17 protein-coding genes are annotated in these 18,000 nt (G+C 64.3%); 5 read left to right on the top strand and 12 right to left on the bottom strand.

The features are described from left to right. Positions 1–105 precede the first annotated feature (105 nt). Both ACP2YP_RS04240 and ACP2YP_RS04235 read right to left on the bottom strand, forming a co-directional pair. Positions 106–1,194, bottom strand: coding sequence for a Zn-dependent alcohol dehydrogenase (locus tag ACP2YP_RS04240; protein ID WP_426422490.1), 1,089 nt, complete (start codon positions 1,192–1,194; stop codon positions 106–108). Positions 1,195–1,239: 45 nt separating this feature from the next. Continuing rightward, a complete protein-coding gene (locus tag ACP2YP_RS04235; RefSeq protein WP_426422489.1) occupies positions 1,240–3,024 on the bottom strand; it encodes an acyl-CoA dehydrogenase family protein in 1,785 nt (594 codons plus the stop codon). A 221-nt stretch (positions 3,025–3,245) separates the two neighbouring features. Between ACP2YP_RS04235 and ACP2YP_RS04230 the strand changes: the two genes are divergently transcribed. Together ACP2YP_RS04230 and ACP2YP_RS04225 are read left to right on the top strand one after the other, a co-directional pair. After that, entirely contained in the window at positions 3,246–3,947 is a 702-nt protein-coding gene (locus tag ACP2YP_RS04230; RefSeq protein WP_426422488.1) for an SDR family NAD(P)-dependent oxidoreductase, read from the top strand. A 116-nt stretch (positions 3,948–4,063) separates the two neighbouring features. Then, positions 4,064–4,888, top strand: coding sequence for an enoyl-CoA hydratase (locus ACP2YP_RS04225; RefSeq protein WP_426422487.1), 825 nt, complete (start codon positions 4,064–4,066; stop codon positions 4,886–4,888). Positions 4,889–4,955: 67 nt separating this feature from the next. On the opposite strand, the gene ACP2YP_RS04220 is transcribed toward ACP2YP_RS04225, so the two are convergent. Beyond that, positions 4,956–5,579 carry an N-acetyltransferase family protein gene (locus ACP2YP_RS04220; RefSeq protein WP_426422486.1) on the bottom strand — a complete coding sequence of 208 codons (624 nt, stop codon included), beginning with the start codon at positions 5,577–5,579 and terminating at the stop codon, positions 4,956–4,958. 68 nt (positions 5,580–5,647) lie between these two features. Further along, positions 5,648–5,851: a DUF1127 domain-containing protein gene (locus ACP2YP_RS04215; protein WP_061881079.1), complete on the bottom strand. Its 204-nt coding sequence runs from the start codon at positions 5,849–5,851 to the stop codon at positions 5,648–5,650. A gap of 110 nt (positions 5,852–5,961) precedes the next feature. On the opposite strand from ACP2YP_RS04215, the gene ACP2YP_RS04210 reads away from it, so the two are divergent. Then, complete coding sequence (locus tag ACP2YP_RS04210) at positions 5,962–6,855, top strand: transcriptional regulator GcvA (RefSeq protein ID WP_426422484.1); 894 nt, start codon at positions 5,962–5,964, stop codon at positions 6,853–6,855. 145 nt (positions 6,856–7,000) lie between these two features. After that, positions 7,001–8,332, top strand: coding sequence for an MFS transporter (locus ACP2YP_RS04205; protein ID WP_426422483.1), 1,332 nt, complete (start codon positions 7,001–7,003; stop codon positions 8,330–8,332). A gap of 176 nt (positions 8,333–8,508) precedes the next feature. Here ACP2YP_RS04205 and ACP2YP_RS04200 read toward each other — a convergent pair whose 3' ends face one another. From ACP2YP_RS04200 to ACP2YP_RS04190, 3 genes are read right to left on the bottom strand one after another with little or no spacing between them, the layout of a single operon-like run. Next, the gene (locus ACP2YP_RS04200) at positions 8,509–8,922 is read right to left on the bottom strand and encodes a Rieske (2Fe-2S) protein (RefSeq protein WP_426422482.1); all 414 of its coding nucleotides are present in this window, start codon (positions 8,920–8,922) and stop codon (positions 8,509–8,511) included. After that, on the bottom strand, positions 8,922–10,031 hold the full coding sequence (locus ACP2YP_RS04195) for an amidohydrolase family protein (protein ID WP_426422481.1): 1,110 nt from the start codon (positions 10,029–10,031) through the stop codon (positions 8,922–8,924). The genes ACP2YP_RS04200 and ACP2YP_RS04195 overlap by 1 nt, the downstream gene beginning before the upstream one ends. 24 nt (positions 10,032–10,055) lie before the next feature. After that, entirely contained in the window at positions 10,056–11,114 is a 1,059-nt protein-coding gene (locus ACP2YP_RS04190; protein WP_426422480.1) for an amidohydrolase family protein, read from the bottom strand. A 166-nt stretch (positions 11,115–11,280) separates the two neighbouring features. On the opposite strand from ACP2YP_RS04190, the gene ACP2YP_RS04185 reads away from it, so the two are divergent. After that, a complete protein-coding gene (locus ACP2YP_RS04185) occupies positions 11,281–11,763 on the top strand; it encodes a CinA family protein (RefSeq protein ID WP_426422479.1) in 483 nt (160 codons plus the stop codon). A 172-nt stretch (positions 11,764–11,935) separates the two neighbouring features. Here ACP2YP_RS04185 and ACP2YP_RS04180 read toward each other — a convergent pair whose 3' ends face one another. From ACP2YP_RS04180 to ACP2YP_RS04160, 5 genes are all read right to left on the bottom strand, one after another. After that, positions 11,936–12,211 carry a DUF1488 family protein gene (locus ACP2YP_RS04180; RefSeq protein WP_426422478.1) on the bottom strand — a complete coding sequence of 92 codons (276 nt, stop codon included), beginning with the start codon at positions 12,209–12,211 and terminating at the stop codon, positions 11,936–11,938. Positions 12,212–12,308: 97 nt separating this feature from the next. Further along, positions 12,309–12,926: a tetratricopeptide repeat protein gene (locus ACP2YP_RS04175; RefSeq protein WP_426422476.1), complete on the bottom strand. Its 618-nt coding sequence runs from the start codon at positions 12,924–12,926 to the stop codon at positions 12,309–12,311. Positions 12,927–13,048: 122 nt separating this feature from the next. Then, positions 13,049–14,518 carry an AMP nucleosidase gene (locus tag ACP2YP_RS04170; RefSeq protein WP_426422475.1) on the bottom strand — a complete coding sequence of 490 codons (1,470 nt, stop codon included), beginning with the start codon at positions 14,516–14,518 and terminating at the stop codon, positions 13,049–13,051. Positions 14,519–14,736: 218 nt separating this feature from the next. Continuing rightward, complete coding sequence (locus ACP2YP_RS04165; RefSeq protein WP_426422474.1) at positions 14,737–16,071, bottom strand: HlyD family type I secretion periplasmic adaptor subunit; 1,335 nt, start codon at positions 16,069–16,071, stop codon at positions 14,737–14,739. Next, positions 16,068–17,816: a type I secretion system permease/ATPase gene (locus ACP2YP_RS04160; protein WP_426422473.1), complete on the bottom strand. Its 1,749-nt coding sequence runs from the start codon at positions 17,814–17,816 to the stop codon at positions 16,068–16,070. Before ACP2YP_RS04160 ends, ACP2YP_RS04165 begins: the two co-directional genes overlap by 4 nt. Between the last annotated feature and the right edge of the window lie 184 nt (positions 17,817–18,000).

Genomic DNA, 18,000 nt, shown 5'->3' with positions numbered 1-18,000 from the left:
TCGTCATTGCGAGCGAAGCGAAGCAATCCAGAGATCGTCCGGCGGACACAGTCTGGATTGCTTCGTCGCAAGAGCTCCTCGCAATGACGGAGTAAATAGCTTGGCTCAGCTGTCAAACACGATCACGCTGCGCAGCGTCTTGCCGGCTTTCATGTTGGCGAAACCCTCGTTGATCTCGTTCAGCTTCAGCTTGGCCGAGATCCAGTCTTCCAAATGCAGGCGGCCGCGCAGGTAGAAGTCGACCAGGCGCGGCATGTCGACGCGGAAATGGTTCGAGCCCATCGAGGAGCCCTGGATCCGGCGCTCGCGCAGGAAGTCAAAACCGTGCAGCTCGATCTTCTGGCCGAACGGGATCATGCCCACAATGGTGGCGGTGCCGCCGGAGGCGAGCATGCCAAAGGCCTGCTCCGCGGTTTCCTTGCGGCCGAGCACCTCGAAGGAATGATGCACACCGCCATTGGTGAGATCGCGGACCTGCTTCACCACGTCGCCATCGGCGGGGTTGATGATGTCGGTCGCGCCCAGCTTGGTTGCGAGCTGGAGCTTGGCCGGATTGGTGTCGATGGCGATGATGCGGCCGGCGCCGGCGATCTGCGCGCCGTTGATCGCGGCCATGCCGACGCCGCCGCAGCCGATCACCGCGACGGTCTCGCCCGCCGTCACTTTCGCCGTGTTCACCACCGCGCCGTAGCCGGTGATGACGCCGCAACCGATCAGCGCGGCGAGATCGAGCGGCATCTCGTTGCGGATTTTGACGATGGCGTTCTCGTGCACCAGCATCTGCTCGGCAAAGGACGAGAGATTGAGAAACTGGTTCAGCTTCTCCGGCCTATTCCACTGCATCCGGTTCGAAGCGCCCGGCAGCATCTTCACCGTTGTGTCGGTGCAGAGCACGGTGCGGCCGGTGGTGCAATTGTCACAGGTGCCGCAGAACACGGAGAGGCAGGTGACAACATGATCACCCGGCTTCACGTAGGTGACGTCCGAGCCGACCTGCTCGACGATGCCGGCGGACTCGTGGCCGAGCACCGCGGGCAGTGGATGCGGGTAGAGGCCTTCCATGAAGTGCAGGTCGGAATGGCAGAGCCCGGCGACTGACGTGCGGATCAAGACCTCGCGCGGGCCGGGCTTCGGCAGGCTGACATCCTCGACGACCAGCGGCGTGTTGACTTCATAGAGGACGGCGGCCTTCATCGGGCACTCCCTATCGCTTTTCTTGGTTTGAGCGTGGAGCGCAGCCTACGCTGCCAGAACCAGTTCGCCAACCTCGCTCATGGAGGCCACGCGATCGCCGAGCAGCAGTGCGGCGATCTTCGCCTGCACAGCATTTTCCGTCAGCCGGAACGGATCGCTGGGCGCCACGCGATGGTCGACCACCAGCCGGGACAGCAGCAGCCGGCGCGCATCGCCGCGCATGTCATGGATACGGTGCGCTTCCCAGGCGAGCGCAACGGCGCTGGCGACATGATAGAGCAGGCTCGTTGCGCGCCGCGCGTCGGCTTCGTTCTCGGCCTTGCTCGCGACCTCGCGCGCAAAGCCGACGGCGCGATCGACGAGGCCGCGCAGATTGTCGCGCCAGGCCTGCGGCACCGAGGCGCTGTCGTCGAGGCGGGCATGCAGATCGGCTGATAGCGCGGATTCTGCGCCGTGGCGGCCAACGGCGCGCCTCAGCGCGTCGATGGCGACGATGTTGCCGGTGCCCTCCCAGACGGAGCCGAGATGCGCATCGCGCAGCAGACGCGGCGTGGCAAACTCCTCGACATAGCCGATGCCGCCGCGCATCTCGAGCGCATCGCCACAGACTTTTCGCGCGTCGCGCGTGGCACGGAATTTCAAGGTCGGCGTCAGAATGCGCAGCAGCGCCGCCGCATCCTGGCTGCCGGCTTCCGCACGATCGAGCGCATCGGCGGTGAGAAAGCTCATCGACAGCGCCTGCTCGACCGGCAGCATGATTTTTAGCATCTGCCGTCGCCCGAGCGGCAGGTCGATGATGCGGTTACCGAACACGACGCGGTTCTTCGCCACCGTCATCGCATCATGATAGGCGCGGCGCATCAGCGCGGTGGATTTGACGCCGTTGGAGAGCCGCGACGAGTTCACCATCTCGGCCATCTGCACAAAGCCGCGGTCGAGCTTGCCGACGGCATAAGCAATCGCGCCTTCGAGCTTGATCTCGCCCGAGGCCATCGAGCGGGTGCCGAGCTTGTCCTTGAGACGCACGATCCGGTAGTGGTTCTGCGACCCGTCGTCGAGGAAGCGCGGCATCAGGAACAGGCCGACGCCGCGCGTGCCGGGGCCGGCGCCCTCGGGGCGCGCCAGCAGCATCACAACTTTCGCATCGGCATTCGAGCAGAACCATTTGTCGCCAGTGAGCCGCCAATGGTCGCCCTCCTGCACCGCGCGCGTGGTCAACGTGCCGACGTCGGATCCGCCCTCCTTCTCGGTCATGAACTGGCCGCCCTGGGTCAGCTTGCTCATGTCGGTCTGGGTCAGGCCGTCCAGATACTTTGCCTTCAGCGCGTCGCTGCCGAAATTCGCCAAGAGCTTTGCGCAACCGTCGGTAACGTTGATCGGGCAGCCCATGCCGAATTCGGTCTGGTTGAACAGGAAGGTGAAGGCGTGTTTTGCCACCACCGGATATTTGTCCGGCCAGCCCATGATGCCCTTGCGGATCGAGAGCGCGTGAATACCGAACTCACCGAACGCGGCGTTCTCCAACTCGCGATAGGCCGGGTGATATTCGATCCACTGCACGTCGCGGCCGAACTTGTCGCGCTGGTGCAGCACCGGCGTGTGCCGGTCGGCAAGCCGCGCGCATTCGTCGAGATGGCCGCCGGCCAGTTCGCCGAGGCGGTCGAGATGCGGCTCGATGTGACGGAATAGCGTGTCCGGCAGATGGATGTGCAGGAGATCCGTCAGCGCCTGATCGGCGCGATAGAGGTTCATGCCCGTAGTATCAGGGGCCAGCAGGCCGGATGGTGCGGCCGCGACATGTTCTGGCTGCGCTGTGGCCGGCTTGTGCATGATCGTCCTCTTCGTTTCCGCCCGGCGGCATTCTTAACGCTTGCCGCTTGGGATGATGTCGATCATGCTCCCATCGCGAGAGGCGATAAAGCCGCAAATTGTCAGGGAGGCATGATCACCGTGAAGGAGCAATTCGCTCTGCGGAATTGTAATCGACCCGACTGGTCGTCCGCTCGGGCGATGCATAGATCAGCGGCGTCCCGTCCCCGAGAGATCACGCCATGGAACATCCGACATACAAGATCACCCTCATCGTCGGCGCCGGCGAAGGCCTGAGCGCCTCGCTGGCGCGGCTGCTGTCTGCGCAAGGCATTCGCGTCGCGCTGGCCGCGCGCAAGATCGAGAAATTAGGCGCACTCTGCAGCCAGACCGGCGCCAAGGCCTATGCCTGCAACGCCACCGAGCCTGAGGAGGTCGAGCGCCTGTTCGGCCTGGTCGAGCGCGAGATCGGCACGCCGGACCTCGTGGTTTACAACGCCAGCGGCCGCGCGCGTGGCCCGTTCGTCGATCTCGTGCCGGCCGACGTCGCGAATGCGATCGCGGTCAGCGCCTATGGCGGCTTCCTGGTGGCGCAGCAGGCGGCAAAGCGCATGGTGCCGAACAAGCATGGCGCGATCCTGTTCACCGGCGCGTCCGCAAGCGTCAAGGGCTATGCGCAGTCGGCGCCATTCGCGATGGGCAAGTTCGCGCTGCGCGGGCTGGCGCAGAGCATGGCGCGCGAATTGTCACCGCAAGGCATCCATGTCGCGCATTTCGTCATCGACGGCGGCATCCGCAGCGCGGCGCGCACGGAAGCAGAGGACAAGCCGGATTCCATGCTCGATCCCGATGCGATCGCAGAGAGCTATTGGAGCGTGCTGCAGCAGCCGCGCAGCGCCTGGAGCTGGGAGATCGAGCTGCGGCCCTGGGTAGAAAAGTTTTGAGTTGAGCTGCCGTAGGGTGGGCAAAGGCGCAACGCGCCGTGCCCACCATCGATGACGAGGAAACAAATGGTGGGCACGCTTCCGCTTTGCCCACCCTACAAGAGTAGGGAGCGACAATGATCACCACCATCGACACCGGCACCAATGAACTGCTCTGCGTCATCCGCGACCGCGTCGCGGTCATCACGCTGAACCGGCCGGAGGCGCGCAACTCGCTGTCGGACACGCTGACGCCGGCGCTGCGCACGATGATCCGGAGCTGCGGCGAGAATCCCGATGTTGGCGCGCTGCTCATCACCGGCGCCGGCGAGGCGTTCTGTGCCGGTGGCAACGTCAAGGGCATGGGCGCGCATCGTGATCCCAAAAAGCTGGAGATGTCGCTGGAAGACCGCGTCGCCGATCTGCAGGAGCGGCAGCGGCTGCTCACCGGCGCGCTGGTGTCGGTGCGCAAGCCGACCATCGCGGCGCTGCCCGGCCCTGCGGTCGGCGCCGGCCTTGCCCTCGCCATGGCCTGCGACATCCGCATCGCCGCACAATCGGCCTTCGTCGCCACCGGCTATGCGCGCATCGCGCTCAGCGGAGACTACGGCATCGCCTGGCTGCTCACCCGGCTCGTCGGTACCGCGCGGGCACGCGAGCTGCTGTTCACTGGCGAGCGCGTCGATGCGACGCGAGCGGAGGCCATCGGCCTTGTCAACCGCGTGGTGCCCGACGACAAATTGCAGGCTGAGGCCTTCGCCCTCGCAAAATCGCTCGCCGAAGGCCCGCGCATCGCGCTGCGCTACATGAAGGACAATCTCGACGAGGCCCTGCTGTTCGATTTCGAAACCGCCCGCGACCACGAGGCCGAACGCCTGATTCGCCTGACCACCACCGCCGATCACAAGGAGGCGGTGCAGGCGTTCATCGAGAAGAGGAAAGCTGTGTTCACGGGGAAGTAGGGGCGAGGCGAGCGGAGACAAAAAAAATGCCCGGCTCAGATTTGACCTGAGCCGGGCCTCAGTGATGTCAGGCCGAGGCTGAGGGGCTATCGGCCTGACGGGAAAGTGCTGCGAGACGCCAGCTGGCGCAGGGAATGTCCTTCGGCGCGACGTGGACCTCCTTGTCGAAACGCACCAGCTTCCAGTCGTCAGGATGATTGACGAAGGCGAAGCCGGATTTGCGCGCGAGCGAAATCATCGTCTGGTTGGAGCGCAACGTGTCGCCGAAGATGTGCTCGGCGCCGAGCGCGGCGGCGCGGCATTCGAGGTTCTTCAGAAGCGCGGTGGCGATGCCATGCCCCTGCCAGCGGTCGTCGACCGAAAGGCCGAACTCCAGCGTCGAGGTCTCGGCATGGAAGGCGTAGCGCGCCTCGGCGACGATGGTCTCGAAACCATCGACCATCTTGGTCGCAACCACCGTGAAGCGCTCGCGCTCGCCGACCTGCAGAAACTCGTGCAACAACCCCTTCGGCAACTCGCTGAGCGCGCCGAAGAAGCGGTTGTAGCGCGACCGGGTCGTGAGCGATCGGAAATAGTGCTGAAGCTCCTCGGTGTCGCGCGGCTCGACGAAGCGAACGTAGAGCGCCTCACCCTCACGGGTGCGCAGCGTGTCCGAATATTGCTTCAAATCTTCCAGGCGATAGCTGCTCATGACACGAGCCTCAAGAAAAAGGGACCGCCGGCGCCCCTGTGATCAGGCGACGCCGGCCTGGCGGCCAATCAGGCCCGCCAGAAAGGTTTGTCGGCCTCGTAGGCGATGTCGGTCCAGGACAGGCCGACGTCGTGGAGATCGCGGGCGGTCCAGTTGGTCAGCTCGCGACGGGTCCGGTAGCGCTCGTGCCAGACATGGAGAGTCTCGCCGATCTGCTGGATCAGGCCCGGTGCATGATGATTTGTCATCGAATTGTCGGTCAAAGTAGACATTTTCAGCTCCTTGAGCTAACTTGCCTGCTAATATCTGTTTCTAAGTGCACTGCGACAAACGACAATTTGTACCTCTTCGCATGAATTAAGCTCATGCATCCTGCTGCCAGATGACTGCCAGATTGCCCTCCCTGAACGGATTGCGAGCCTTTGAGGCCGCCGCGCGCCATCTCAGCTTCACGCTGGCGGCGAGCGAGCTGAACGTGACGCAGACCGCGATCAGCCATCAGATCCGCCGGCTCGAGGAGGAGCTCGGCATCCGCCTGTTCATCCGGCAGAACCGCGCGCTGGCGCTGACGCCGGAGGCGCGCGACTACCTCCCCGGCGTCCGCGCCGCCTTCAACGATCTTCGCCTTGCCACTGACCGGCTGCTGCGCAAGGACGACGACAAGGTGCTGACGGTTTCGACGCTGGCCTCGCTGGCCGCAAAATGGCTGCTGCCGCGACTGACCGATTTCCAGGAGGCCCATCCCGGCATCGACGTCCGCATCACCACCTCGACCAGCCTGGTCGACTTCCAGCGCGACAATGTCGACGCCGCAATCCGCTATGGCAGAGGCCAGTGGGCCGGCCTGCGCGCCGACTGGCTGATGGCGGACGAGCTATTTCCAGTGTGCAGCCCGTCGTTGTTGCGCTGCGACGAGCCTCTGCGTACGCCTGCGGATCTCAAGGACCACGTGCTGCTTCACACCAACAGCACCGAGGACTGGCGGCTCTGGCTGACGGCGGCAGGCCTGCCGACCGACATTTCCCGACAGCCCGGCGTCACCTTCGACATGACTTTCGTGACCGTCCAGGCGGCGATCGACGGCATGGGCGTGGCGATGGGGCGTACCTCCTATGTGCGGGACGACATCGCCAAGGGCCGGCTCGTGGTTCCCTTCAAGATCGCGCTGCCGGCCGATGCCGGCTTTTACCTGGTCTCGCCAGAGGGGCGCCGCGAAGCGCCGAAGCTTGCAGCGTTCCGCCAATGGATGATCGCGGCAACGCAGAATAAAGCCTGAAAAATCATCAGCTTCCGCAGCAAAATGGGTTGACTCACAGGGCCCCGCGCGAGAGGGGTTAGACAGATTGTCGCACCAACAATCTGTCGCTTTGCCGTGAAAATGAGTTCCGGTCTGGCCACGTCTTCCAGGGGAGTAAACGTCAATGGCTGGACCAGCAGCATCAACCAATCCGCCCGCCATCAAGTCGCGCGTCGGCGCGATCCTGCGCGCAACGAGCGGCAATTTCCTCGAACAGTTCGACTTCTTCCTGTTCGGCTTCTATGCTGCGGCGATCGGTAAGGCGTTCTTCCCCTCGACCAACGAGACAGCATCGCTGCTCAACACCTTTGGCGTGTTCTGGCTCGGCGCGTTAATGCGCCCCGTCGGTGCCATCGTGCTGGGCGCTTACATCGATCGCATCGGCCGCCGTCAGGGCCTGATCGTCACGCTCGGCATCATGGCCATCGGCACGGTCGTGATCGCGTTCTGCCCGAGCTACGCCACGATCGGCATCGCCGCGCCTGTGATCGTCCTGATCGGTCGCCTGCTGCAGGGCTTCTCCGCCGGCGTCGAGCTCGGTGGCGTGTCGGTCTATCTCGCGGAGATCTCGACGCCCGGCAATCGCGGCTTCTATACCTCGTTCCAATCGTCGAGCCAGCAGGTCGCGATCTTCGTGGCCTCGATCCTCGGCTACATCCTCTCCGAGGTGATGCCGGCCGAGACGGTCGCCGCCTGGGGCTGGCGCATTCCCTTCTTCGTCGGCTGCCTGATCATTCCCTTGATCTTCTTCCTGCGGCGGACGCTCGAGGAAACGCCGGCCTTCCTCGCCATGAAGAAGCATCCGACCGCAAGCGAGGTGTTCGCCTCCGCGCTCGGCAACTGGCGCATCGTCATCCTCGGCATGATGATCGCGATCCTGACTACGACGACGTTCTACTTCGTCACCGTCTACACGCCGACCTTCGGCAAGACCGTGCTGAAGCTGTCGACGCAGGATGCGCTGCTGGTCACGCTGCTCGTCGCTGTCACGAACTTCATCTGGAATCCGGTCGGCGGCGCGCTGTCCGACCGCATCGGCCGCAAGCCGGTGCTGCTCGGCATCGCCACGTTGTCGCTGCTCACCGCCTATCCGGCGCTTAGCTGGCTGGTGGCGGCGCCGACCTTCGGCAAACTGCTCGCGGTCGAGATGATGTTCTCGTTCTATTTCGGCATGTACAGCGGCACCATGCTCGGTGCGCTGGTCGAGATCGTGCCGGCACATGTGCGCACGACCTGCTTCTCGCTGGCCTTTGCGCTCGCGGCCGCATTGTTCGGCACCTTCACGCCGTTCGCCTCGACCCTGCTGATCGAGCATACCGGCAATAAGGCCGCACCGGGTGCCTGGCTGATGTTCGCAGCCTTCCTCGGCATCATCGCGGCGTTGATCGTCTATCGCGGCGGCGGCAAGGCCGTGCCGACCTATGATGCGGTAGCGGAGCCGGTCGCGGGGCACTGATCGACGCGGGCTCTTTCTTTCACCTCTCCCCGCTTGCGGGGAGAGGTCGGATCGCCTCGGCGATGCGAAGCATCGTCCGGTGCGATCCGGGTGAGGGGGTACAGGTTTCTCGTCGATCTCGCGTGGGGAGCCCTCTCCCCGTAAGAACGGGGCGAGGGAGCGCACCGCCTGAGCAGCTACAACTCCACCACCACGTAGTCGCTCTCGACCTTCACCGTGACGGTCTCGGCGACATACGGCCCCTTCACCACGGTCGCGCCCGGCTCGACATGGGCCGGATAGGCCTTCACGCGGAAGCGGCGGGGGTCGCAATAGGACTGGCCGGTGCGGATATCGAACTCCCAGCCGTGCCAGGGACAGCGGATGATCTCGCCGAGTTTCGTGTATTCGATCTCACCGGGATCCTTTGACTGCGCGAGCCCGATCAGCGGGCCCTCGCACAGCGCCGCGCCCTGATGCGGGCAGCGGTTCATCAGGCCGAAATATTCGCCTTTGATGTTAAAGACGGCGATCGGCCGTCCGTCGATCTCCAGGAATTTTCGCGTGCCGGGCGGCAACTCATCGACCGCGGCAATCACATGCCGCGCCATCAATTGATCCCGTACAGCTTCTTGGCATTGCCGAGATAAAACGCCTCGCGGTTGGCGTCGCTGACGCCCGCCGGCAGCACGCGTGACGGCTCGTCGTAGTCCCAATGCGGATAGTCGGTTGCGAACAGCAGACGGTCCCAGCCGATCCAGTTGATGACGTCGAACAGGTCCTCGCGCCGCTCCGGGTCCTCCATTGGCTGAGTGGTCCACCACACCTGCTCGCGGATATATTCCGACGGCGGCCGCTTCACATGCGGCACTTCGCTACGCAGCCGCTGCCAGACCTTGTCGAGCCGCCACGCCAGCGACGGCGCCCAGCCGAAGCCGGCCTCGATCATCACCATTTTCAGTTTCGGGAAGCGCTCGAACACACCTTCCAAAACAAGGCTCGCCAGCGCGGATTGCTGGCACTGCGAGTGTCCCACCATCTCCTCGATGTAATAGGACGGCCAGCCCGACGGCGTGATCGGGTTGCCGCCGAAACCGAAAGCGTGCACGCCGACGGGAAGGCCAGCCTCTTCCGCGGCCTGATAGATCGGCCAATAACGGCGCTGACCGAGCGGCTCGACATTGCGGCTGAGCAGCAGCACCTGCACAAAGTTCTTGTCGCCGGCACGCTCGCGGATCTCGGCGGCCGCCGACAACCCATCCTCATTGGCGACGACGATCGAGCCCTTCAGCCGTTTGTCCTTGCTCGTCCATTTGTCGATCTGCCAGTCGTTGATGGCCGAGCAGAGCGCTGCCGAAAGCTCGTGATTGCGGATGCCCTGCCCGGAGTTGAGCGGATTGAGCACGCCTAGCTGCACATTGTTGGGATCGAGCAGTTGCTGCTGCATGAACGAGAGCGAGGAGCCCTGCGGGCCGCCTTCCGGCGGATAGGCATCGCGGCGCGAGGCATTGGGCTGGGCCTTCGGATAGGGCGGCCCTTCCATCATGCCCTGATAGGCATGGACGCCGTAGATCTCGAGGTGATGCTGCCAGCGTTTGGCGAGATAGGGATAGAGCTCGGTCCGGGTCGCGCGCGCCGGATGGATGTCGCAGTCCGCAATCGCGGTTTTCGTCGTCGGGGGGGAAGCGGCCTCTAGGCTCTCGCGGAACTGGATATTCATCGCCTTGCCTCCTTTGGCAGCGGGCTAAGTCAGGCGGGGATAGGTTGCATGCGGATTGTCGATCATGATCTTGCGCACGAGATCGGGGGTGAGACCTTCGGGCAGCGCGTCCTGGCCGTCGAACTGCCAGTGCGGATAGTCCGTGGAGAATAGGACCAATTCGTCGGACTGCATATGATCAAACAGGCGAATTAATGTCGCTTCGTCCGGCGGCGCATCAAATGGCTGTAACGAGAAGCGGATGTTGCTGCGCACAATTTCGAGCGGCGCGCGATCGACCCAGGGCGTCTCCATCCGCACCCCGCGCCAGAATTTGTGCAGCCGCCAGAGATAGGGCGAGATCCAGGAGACGCCGGATTCCAGCATCACCATCTTCAGCCGCGGATATTTGGCGAACACACCCTCGACAATCAGGCTGGTAAGCTGGGTCTGGAACGCCTGGGCCTGACCGACATAGTCCTCGATATGGTAGGAACCCCACCCCACCGCGGTCGGCGGATTGTGATAGGCGGAACCGGCGTGGATGCCGACCGGTAGGTCGAGCCGTTCCGCCGCCTCGTAGATCGGCCACAGCGCGCGCTTGCCGAGCGGCGTGTCGCCCATCACCAGCATCAGCACCTGCACGAAGCGCTTGTCCTGGGCGCAGCGCTCGATCTCGGCGACGGCCTTCTCGACGCTTTGCGTCGGGATCACGATCGAGCCGCGCAGCCGGGAATCGCGGTCGAGCCATTCCTTCGCGAGCCATTGGTTCAGCGCGCGGCAGAACGCGGCCTGCAAATCTTCCGAAAATACCATCTGCACGCCGTAGAGCGGATTGCAGATGGCATGCGAGAGCTGGAAGGGGTCGAGCACATGCCGCTGCATGTCCTCCAGGCTCTCGCCCGGCTTGCCATTCTCGGGCCGCCAATTGGGCCGCGCCACGATCGGCGAGTTCTTTGGATAGGATTGTGAGATGAGATCGACCATGCCGCGCGTCGTCACCTGATCGCGCCAATAATCGTTCAGGTACGGCAGCAGGCTGGTCAGATGCGGCACGGCCGGATGCACGTCGCAATCCACCCCGCCGGCGATCAGGGACGCCATGACGTCTCCCTTCTCACGTTTCCTCGTCGTATCTTGTCACGGGCAGCACTTGGCCGCTTCTTGTCCACCATTCAAGCAGGCCTGCCCTCCGCCCGCAACTCGGCCAAGGCTTCTGTCATATGCTAGGAAGGCTGAGCTCAGTTGCGAAGGAATGAGGGGTGATAAGATGAAAGAGCTCGTCGGCATTGCGGAACAGGTCGCGGCAAAGCTGATCGCGCGCAAGCAGACCGTAGCGGTCGCGGAATCCTCGACCGGCGGCCTGATCGCGGCGAGCCTGCTCGCGGTCCCCGGTGCGTCGGCTTATTTCCTCGGCGGCGCGGTGGTCTACACCCGCGACGCTAGGCGTGTGCTGATGGATATTTCGGACGAAGGAATGAAGGGCTTTCGTTCCTCCTCTGAGCCCTACGCGAAACTTCTGGCCGAACAGATGCGCGGCCGCTTCAACTCCGACTGGGGCCTGTCCGAAACCGGCGCAGCCGGCCCGACCGGCAACCGCTACGGCGACGCCGCCGGCCATAGCTGCATGGCGGTTGCGGGGCCGGCTACGGAGGTAGTGACGCTGGAGACCGGCGGCAACGACCGGTTCGCCAATATGCAAATGTTCGCGGCGACGGCGCTGAAGCTGCTGCTGAGGAAGCTTGAGGGGTGAGCTACTGCGCCGCCGAAGTGAGTCGCGACAGTCTTGCCACCAACACGACTGTCATCGCCCGACTTGATCGGGCGATCCAGTACTCCGAGGCAGTTGTGATTGAACCGATCGGGCGCAGCGTACTGGATGCCCCGGTCAAGCCGGGGCATGACAGCGGAGGGTGGAGCGGCAGTCACCGTCCCAAATGCCGCGTAAAAATCCGCACCACGTAGCCCTTGAATCGCGGCGCCTCGTCGTAGAGGTCTGAGGCCAGCCGCTCGATCGTCTCGCGCAGGGACATGAATTGCGCCTGGCGGGCGCTGCTTTCGGTACCCTGCATACCCGCAAGCTCGTCCATCGCGGCATCGCTGATCTGGCAATGCACGACGTCCCCGTCATTCATCATGGTGAAGCGGAAAGCCAGACGTTCGAGGTCGTGGCCGATGATCCTGTCGCGCGCCAGCGGCATCCAATTGTCCCGTTCGCACCCTCGAACGGGACAATGCAAAAAATCTGGCGGCTTGTCACCTTGGCCGCAAGAAGAGCCGCAAGACGAGCCGCGGCCCCTAATAGGCGAGCGCAGTCCCAGTCGGCTTCTCCAGTGCCGCGGCCAGCGATCGATACTCCGCGCAATCCGTCCCGCAAATGGCTGCAATCCGGCCGAGATGGTAGAGCGCCTGCTCGCGGTTGCCTCGCTCGAGCTGCCACAGCCCGTAATACTGCCATGTCAGAACGTGGTTCGGATCCGCCTTCAACGCGCGCTCGTACCAGACCTGCGACTGCTCGTAGTCGCCAAGCTTGCGGTAGGAATAGCCGATGAGGTTGGCGACGTTCGGATGGTCGTCATGGCCAAGCGATTTCAACTGCACGATCGCGGCCGCGTAATCGTTGCGCTCGTAGATGGTGTCATAGGCCACGCGGTAGCCGGTCGCGAATGCGGGATCGTCGGTGCTGGACTGGTTGTTCGGCTTCTTGCCTTTCTGGGTTGCCTTGGTGCCCGGGCGCCTTGGATAAACCGGCTGTGGCTGCGCTTTCTGGTCCGAATAGGTACTGGCAAAGGGATCGGCGCCACCGCCTCCACCACCCCCGCCTCCACCACCGCCGCCCGCGGCATACGCCGGCGAGCTCAACAGGGCTGCCGCAAATGTACCCAGCGTGACGAGCCTGATCATCCTCGTGAACATCGCCATCTCCTGTGCTGTTTCAAGCGGCCCCGGACGAATGGATAACCCTGCCTCAGCAGCAATATTCCCGGGATGCCGTGCGCGCGGAGACATCAGCGTTCGTATGACAGTTCTGTTGTCCTTTACTGGAACGCGACTTCGGCAAAGCTGCGCAGCTTGCGCGAATGCAACCGCTCCGACTCCTGCTGCTTGAGCCGTTCCAGCGCCTTGAGGCCAATCTCGAGATGCTGGCCGACGCGGCGGCGGTAGAATTCGCTGGCCATGCCGGCGAGCTTGATCTCGCCATGCAGCGGCTTGTCGGAGACGCAGAGCAGCGTGCCGTAGGGCACGCGGAAGCGGTAACCGTTGGCGGCGATCGCGGCCGATTCCATGTCGAGCGCGACGGCGCGCGATTGCGACATGCGGCGAATGACCTCGGGCCCGGAGATCTCCCAATTGCGGTTGTCGACGCTGGCAACCGTGCCCGTACGCATCAGGCGCTTGAGCTCGAAACCTTCCAGGCCGGTGACGTCCTCGACCGCCTGCTCCAACGCGACCTGCATCTCGGCCAGCGCCGGGATCGGCACCCACAGCGGCAGCTCGCGATCGAGCACGTGGTCCTCGCGCACATAGCCATGCGCGAGCACGTAGTCGCCGAGCCGCTGCGTGTTGCGCAAGCCGGCGCAATGCCCGAGCATCAGCCAGGCATGCGGCCGCAGCACCGCGACGTGATCGGTGACGTTGCGCGCGTTGGACGGACCGGTGCCGATATTGATCAGGGTGATGCCACGATAGCCAGGCATGACCAGATGGAAGGCCGGCATTTGCGGCATGCGGGCGGGCGCATCTCCAGTCGTCGCACCGCCGCCGCGCGTGATCACGTTTCCCGGCGCGACGAAGGCTTCGAGGCCGGCCTCGCCCGACTCAAGCCGCTGCTGGCAGAGCTGCGCGAAGGCATCGACATAGAACTGGTAGTTGGTGAAAATGACAAAGTTCTGGAAATGCTCGGAATCGGTGCCAGTGTAGTGATAGAGCCGGCGCAGCGAGTAATCGACGCGGGCGGCGCGGAACAGCGACAGCGGCTCGGGCGCACCAGGCTGGAGCTCGAAGGTGCCGTCGGCGATGGAATCGTCCATGGTGGCGAGATCAGGCACGTCGAACGCATCACGCAGCGATCGCGTAATGAGCGAATTCTCGCCGGTGGTGATGGCGGCTTCGATATTGATGTCGCGACGATAGGCGAAGTGGATCGGGATCGGCTCGTTGGACTCGCCGATTTCGACGGGAACGCCGTGGTTCTGAATCAGGAGGCCGATCTGCTCGGTGAGATAGGCGCGGAACAGATCCGGCCGCGTCACGCTGGTCTCGTGCACGCCTGGTCCCGCGACGAAACCATAGGAGAGACGCGAGTCCAGCCGCGCATGCGTCGCGGTGGTGAGGCGGACGAAGGGATAATAGGCCCGCACCCGCGTCGTGATCGCCTCGCCGATGACATAGGCTTCGAACCGGTCGCGCAGGAACTTTGTGTTGCGCTCGTAGATCTCTTCGAGACGGGCGACGGCGAGGCCAGCATCGGAGAAGGATTTCGTGGCGATGGAGGGCGGGGTCTGCATTGTTCGAACGCCGGGTTTGATGGGACCTGAGTTCGAACTATAGCAAAGAACAAAGTGCCGTAGGGTGGGCAAAGCGAAGCGTGCCCACCATCCTCGTCGCCGTGCAAGGAATGGTGGGCACGGCGCTTTGCGCCTTTGCCCACCCTACGGGATCGAGCATGGGGATCGAGATCCCGGATGCGCGCTAAGCGCGCTCCGGGATGACACGCTTTCGCGCGTCACTTCTCGCGGAAGGCCCGCATGAACTGGTCGTGCAGCGGCTTCAGGAGGTACGACAGCATGGTGCGGTCGCCGGTCTGAACGAAGGCTTCCGCGGGCATACCCGGGATCAGCTTGGAGTCGCCGAGCCGGGCGACCTCCTCGGCGGACAGCGAGACGCGGATGGTATAGTAGCTCTGGCCCGTACGCTGATCCGTGGTGACGTCGGGCGAGACGCGGCTGACGACACCGTTGAGCTCGGGCGTGGTGCGCTGGTTGAATGCGGAGAGGCGCAGCAGCGTCTTCTGGCCGATCTGGAGCTTGTCGATGTCAACCGGATTGACCTTGGCCTCGACCTGGAGGTCGTCGGCCTGCGGCACGATCAGCATAAGCGCATCGCCGGCCGTGACGACGCCGCCGACGGTGTGCACCGTCGATTGGAGCACCATGCCGTCCTGCGGCGCGCGGATGTCGACGCGACGGAGCTGGTCTTCGGCCGCGACCTTGCGCTCGATCAGCTCGCCGCTCTTGTCGTTGGTCTCGCGCAGATCCTTGGAGTCCTCGCTCGCCATGTCCTTGTCGACCTGAATGATCTGAAGCTCGGTCTCGGTGATCTTGCCCTTGGCCTGGGCCCGCGAGGCGATGTACTGCGCGCGCTCGCCGGTGAGGCGGGCAGAGTCGCGTTCCAGCGTGGTCAGGCGCGAGATCTGCACCAGATGCTTGTCATAGAGATCGCGCACGCCGGTGAGCTCCTGCTGCACCAGCGAAATTTCCTTGTCCTTGGCTTTCTCCTGCGCGGACAGACCTTCGATCTCCTCGTTGAGCTGCTGGATGCGCTCGCGGAGTTGCGCCTTCTGGCCGGCACGGCCGTTGACGCGGACGTCAAACAACTTGGTTTCGGCAGAGAGCAGCGCCTTGACGTCGGGATCCTCGGCGCGATCGAGCAGCGATGCCGGGAATTCGATCTTGTCGAGACCGCGCTGCTCGGCCTGAAGCCGTGCCGCACGCGCCTGCGCGGCGTCGAGATTCTTGGTGACGATGGCGAGATTGGCCTTGGTGACGGTGTCGTCGAGCCGCACCACGATGTCACCGGCCTTGACCACGTCGCCGTCGTGGGCGCGCACCTCGCCGACCACGCCGCCGGTCGGGTGCTGCACCTTCTTGACGTTGGATTCGACCACGATCTGGCCCGGCGCGATCAGCGCACCGGATATCTGAACCGTCGATGCCCAGCCGCCGAGGCCGACGCCCAGGACCAGCACGATCGAGATCCCGAGGATCAGGTGAAACCGGATCGACTGCCGCACCGTCCTGGTCGCGGCGGGCTTTGTCCCGCCAACCGTCATCGTGCTCATGGTTTGGCCACTCCGCCTTCGCTGACGATCTTGATCGGCGCCGGCGGCGCGACGCGGGGCTGTAACACCTGGGCGAGCACCTGCTCCTTCGGACCGAAGGCCTGCATGCGGCCGTCACGAAGCACCAGGACCTGGTCGACCGCCTCGACGCCGATGGGCCGGTGCGCCACCACGATCACGATGGCGCCGCGCTCGCGTGCGCTGCGGATGGCGCGGGTCAGCGCCTCGTCGCCTTCGGTGTCGAGATTGGAGTTCGGCTCGTCCAGCACGATCAGGAACGGATTGCCATAGAGCGCGCGCGCCAGCGCCACGCGCTGCGCCTGGCCGGCGGAGAGCGAGGTGCCCTGCTCGCCGACTTGCGTATTGTAACCCTCGCGCATCTTGATGATCATCTCATGCACGCCGGCTTCCTTGGCCGCGGAGATGATGCCGTCGGAAGTCGCCTCCGGATCAAAACGGCTTATGTTCTGCGCGATGGTGCCGCCGAACAGTTCGACGTCCTGCGGCAGATAGCCGATGTGGCGGCCGAGCACGTCGGACGTCCATTGGTCGAGCGCCGCGCCGTCGAGCCGGACCTTGCCGCGGACCGGATACCAGACGCCGACCAGCGCACGGATCAGCGAGGATTTGCCGGAACCGCTCGGCCCGATGACGCCGAGGCCGTTGCCGGCTTCGAGCGCGAAGGTGACGTCCTGGACGATGAGGCGTTGGTCGCCCGGCGCCACCATGGCGACGCCTTCGACCGAGAGGCGGCTGACGGGTGCCTGCAACTGGGTCTGCGTCGCCTGCGCCGGCATCTGTTCCAGGAGGCGACTGAGGCGGTGCCAGCTCTGGCGCGCCGCGACGAACGATTTCCAATGCGCGATCGCGAGATCGACCGGCGCCAGCGCGCGCGCCGAGAGGATCGAGCCCGCGATGATGATGCCAGCGGTCGCCTCCTGGTGGATGACGAGATAGGCGCCGACCGCGAGCACCGCCGATTGCAGCATCATGCGCAGCACTTTTGCGATCGCGCCGAGGCCGCCGGCGACGTCGCTCGCACGCTGATTGCCGACGAGGTATTTTTCGTTGGCCTCGCTCCAGCGCTGGTTGAGCCGACCGGCCATGCCCATCGACACCAGCACTTCGGCGTTGCGGCGGCTGGACTGGGCGAGGTCATTGCGCTGGGCGGCAAGGCCCATCGCCTCCTTCGCCGGCTGGCGGGACAGGAATTCGGTGACCAGCGTCAGCCCGACCAGGATGATGGCGCCGATCAAAGCGGTCACGCCGATCATGATGTGGAAGGCGAAGCAGATGGCGAGATAGAGCGGCAGCCAGGGCAGGTCGAAGAACGCGCTCGGGCCCATGCCGCCGAGGAACGAGCGGACATTGTCGAGATCGCGCAGCGGCTGCAGCCCCTCGTTGCGGCTACCGACCAAGAGCGGCAGGCGCACGATGGTGTCGAACACGCGCTTGTTCAGCGCCTCGTCGAGCGCGGTGCCGACCCGTCCCAGGATGCGGCTGCGAATCATGTCGAGCACGCCCTGCGCCATATAGAGGCCGCCGGCGAGGACGATCAGGCCGACGAGGGTCGGAATGCTGCGGCTCGGCAGCACCCGGTCGTAGACCTCCAACATGAAGATCGACCCGGTCAGATAGAGCAGGTTGATCATGCAGCTCATGAAGCCGACGCCGACGAACGCCGTGCGGCAGGCACGAAGCGCGTCACCGAGCTCTGAACGGCGGAGGCCGGGAACGGCTGCCATCAGTCTGATCTCTTTCGGGTAAGGGGGCAAAACCCCTGAATTCAAAGGCAAATCGAGGCGTACGCGCTCCGGATTAATATCGGGTTCTCCCCCGCGTGCAGCGCAATCGAATTAATCCCGACCCCGCCACATCTACCTGGGATGGCCTGATGCGCAAGTCCGGTATCTCACAGTCTTTGCGACT

Origin of the sequence: Bradyrhizobium genosp. A (assembly GCF_049949275.1) — a bacterium.
GTDB lineage: Bacteria > Pseudomonadota > Alphaproteobacteria > Rhizobiales > Xanthobacteraceae > Bradyrhizobium.
The sequence above is the reverse complement of the archived record's forward strand: the minus strand, read 5'-3'. Positions and strand labels throughout refer to the sequence as shown.

What these genes read in the sequence shown, in the direction of transcription:
- ACP2YP_RS04220 (WP_426422486.1), bottom strand. Translation starts at nt 5,579, where the DNA reads ATGAGCAGCTATCGCCTGGAAGATTTGAAGCAATATTCGGACACGCTG.
- ACP2YP_RS04185 (WP_426422479.1), top strand. Translation starts at nt 11,281, where the DNA reads ATGAAAGAGCTCGTCGGCATTGCGGAACAGGTCGCGGCAAAGCTGATC.
- ACP2YP_RS04170 (WP_426422475.1), bottom strand. Translation starts at nt 14,518, where the DNA reads ATGCAGACCCCGCCCTCCATCGCCACGAAATCCTTCTCCGATGCTGGC.
- ACP2YP_RS04195 (WP_426422481.1), bottom strand. Translation starts at nt 10,031, where the DNA reads ATGAATATCCAGTTCCGCGAGAGCCTAGAGGCCGCTTCCCCCCCGACG.
- ACP2YP_RS04235 (WP_426422489.1), bottom strand. Translation starts at nt 3,024, where the DNA reads ATGCACAAGCCGGCCACAGCGCAGCCAGAACATGTCGCGGCCGCACCA.
- ACP2YP_RS04200 (WP_426422482.1), bottom strand. Translation starts at nt 8,922, where the DNA reads ATGGCGCGGCATGTGATTGCCGCGGTCGATGAGTTGCCGCCCGGCACG.
- ACP2YP_RS04205 (WP_426422483.1), top strand. Translation starts at nt 7,001, where the DNA reads ATGGCTGGACCAGCAGCATCAACCAATCCGCCCGCCATCAAGTCGCGC.
- ACP2YP_RS04230 (WP_426422488.1), top strand. Translation starts at nt 3,246, where the DNA reads ATGGAACATCCGACATACAAGATCACCCTCATCGTCGGCGCCGGCGAA.
- ACP2YP_RS04180 (WP_426422478.1), bottom strand. Translation starts at nt 12,211, where the DNA reads ATGCCGCTGGCGCGCGACAGGATCATCGGCCACGACCTCGAACGTCTG.
- ACP2YP_RS04190 (WP_426422480.1), bottom strand. Translation starts at nt 11,114, where the DNA reads ATGGCGTCCCTGATCGCCGGCGGGGTGGATTGCGACGTGCATCCGGCC.
- ACP2YP_RS04240 (WP_426422490.1), bottom strand. Translation starts at nt 1,194, where the DNA reads ATGAAGGCCGCCGTCCTCTATGAAGTCAACACGCCGCTGGTCGTCGAG.
- ACP2YP_RS04210 (WP_426422484.1), top strand. Translation starts at nt 5,962, where the DNA reads ATGACTGCCAGATTGCCCTCCCTGAACGGATTGCGAGCCTTTGAGGCC.
- ACP2YP_RS04175 (WP_426422476.1), bottom strand. Translation starts at nt 12,926, where the DNA reads ATGTTCACGAGGATGATCAGGCTCGTCACGCTGGGTACATTTGCGGCA.
- ACP2YP_RS04215 (WP_061881079.1), bottom strand. Translation starts at nt 5,851, where the DNA reads ATGTCTACTTTGACCGACAATTCGATGACAAATCATCATGCACCGGGC.
- ACP2YP_RS04165 (WP_426422474.1), bottom strand. Translation starts at nt 16,071, where the DNA reads ATGAGCACGATGACGGTTGGCGGGACAAAGCCCGCCGCGACCAGGACG.
- ACP2YP_RS04225 (WP_426422487.1), top strand. Translation starts at nt 4,064, where the DNA reads ATGATCACCACCATCGACACCGGCACCAATGAACTGCTCTGCGTCATC.
- ACP2YP_RS04160 (WP_426422473.1), bottom strand. Translation starts at nt 17,816, where the DNA reads ATGGCAGCCGTTCCCGGCCTCCGCCGTTCAGAGCTCGGTGACGCGCTT.